The sequence below is a fragment of the Chitinophaga sp. genome (genome assembly GCF_035761305.1).
GTDB lineage: Bacteria > Bacteroidota > Bacteroidia > Chitinophagales > Chitinophagaceae > Chitinophaga.
Map to the genome: position 1 here is coordinate 1 of NZ_DASTRI010000193.1, position 2,039 is coordinate 2,039.

Consider the following 2,039-nt stretch of genomic DNA (forward strand, 5'->3'; position numbering starts at 1 on the left):
GGCGTTAAAGCAAACCGCCAGCCAACTGGCGCGTGTAAACGCTATTTGGGGTATTAGCCAGCTGGCGCGCCAGGATAAAAAATATGCCGCCATACTGGTGCCCGTATTAAAGGATAATGATCCTGAAATAAGGGCGCAGGCTGCAAAATGGCTGGGCGACGTTCGTTATAAGGAAGCAGGTCCTCAGCTGCTGCCCTTATTAAAAGATACTGCTGCCCGCGCCCGTTTTTTTGCAGCGGAAGCGCTGGGCCGCATTGCCTATGAACCGGCTGTACAGCCCATCATCTCTTTCCTGCAGGATAATGACGATAAAGATACTTACCTGCGCCACGCCGGGTGCCTGGCCCTGGCGCGCATTGGAAAGCCCGCGCCGGTAGTAGCCCTGGCTTCCAGCCCTTCGCGTGCATTAAGGATTGCAGCCGTAGTAGCGCTCAGGAGAATGCGCGACCCCGGCGTTGCAAAATTCCTGAATGATCCGGATGAATTTGTAGTAACAGAAGCAGCCCGCGCCATTAACGACGATCTTTCCATTGAACCGGCATTGCCTGCGCTGGCCGGCCTGCTGAATACCACCCGCTTTACCAATGAAGCGCTGCTGCGCCGCGTAATTAATGCCAACCTGCGGGTAGGCACAGATACGGCGCTGCAAAGCCTGATCCGTTATGCAGTGAATGAAGGCGGCCCTGCCGCCATGCGTGCAGAAGCGATTGATGTATTAAGCGTATGGGCCAAACCCTCTGTGCTGGACCGTGTAGACGGACGGCTGCGCGGTGAGGTGAAACGGGATGCTGCACCGGTAGTGAACCATGCCGGCAATGCGCTTACAGGATTGTTGAAAAATAAGGAGCTGCCGGTAAGGCTCAGCGCAGCCAAAGCGGTTAGCAAGCTGCACATACAGCAGGCGGCGCCCGCATTGCTGGCCGTGCTGAAAACAGACCGGGAGCCGGCCATGCGCGTAGCAGCGCTGCAGGCGCTGGTAAACCTGAAAGACCCGTCAGTGGAGCAGGCCATCCGCCTGGCGCTTTCCGATAAGGAAAAAGATGTGCGCGTAGCCGGCCTTGACCTGCTGGAACAGCTGAACATATCAAAAGATGTAATGGTAAGCCTGCTGACAGACGTGATCAACACCAAACCCATGGAAGAAAAGCAGGCTGCTATATTAACCCTGGGCAAGCTGCCGGTGGCTAATACCGGCAAAACCTTTGACGAGCTGCTGAATAAAATGGAAGCCGGCAAGCTGGGAGCGGATGTTTACCTGGAGCTGGGCGAAGCAATAGACAGCACGCATTCACAACCGTTGATCGCACGCTATAAATCCATCAGCAGCAAGCTGTCGTCCAACGACCTGGTGGCTGCTTACGCCAGCTGCCTGCAGGGCGGCGATCCCGACCGGGGCAGGCACGTATTTTTTGGCAACCAGAACTCCCAGTGTATGCGCTGCCATTCTTACAACGACAGGGGCGGCAATGCGGGCCCGCGTTTGAACGGCGTAGCCAGCCGCATATCGCGCGAGCAGATACTGCAGGCGCTCATATCGCCCAGCGCGCGCCTGGCGCCTGGTTTTGGCATGGTGATACTGGAGCTGAAAGACGGTAAAAAGCTGTCGGGCGTTTTACAGGAAGAAACAAAAGCAGGCCTGAAAATAAAAGAAGGGGATGAGGTACGCACTATTCCTAATGATGAAATAAAGAATAAGGAATATGCGCCGTCCAGCATGCCCGACATGAAGGCCATCCTCTCCAAAAAAGAGATCCGGGATGTGGTAAGCTTCCTGGCAACGCAAAAGGAGAATAGTTAACGCTTATTGCTGCAGCATATAAAAAAGTCTTCAGGCCATGTACCTGAAGACTTTTTTTATGCAGCCGGTGTTACCGTGCCATGCCCAGGGGCATTGTTGACTGCAGGGAGTAAATATTGCTTTTGAAAATGCTTTCCAGCGTTTCAACATCTTTTTTGAACAATGACCATATCTGCTGGTAGCAATGTGCGTCGCGCACACTCACATGACTAAGTATATGGTAATACTCTTTCACATTCTG

At 53.8% G+C, this 2,039-nt stretch carries 1 protein-coding gene; it reads left to right on the top strand.

Features of this window, described 5'->3' with window-relative positions; genetic code table 11:
* The coding region (locus VFS25_RS16540) for a HEAT repeat domain-containing protein (protein WP_326463276.1) at window positions 1–1,798 on the top strand (1,798 nt) is incomplete at its 5' end.
* Between the last annotated feature and the right edge of the window lie 241 nt (window positions 1,799–2,039).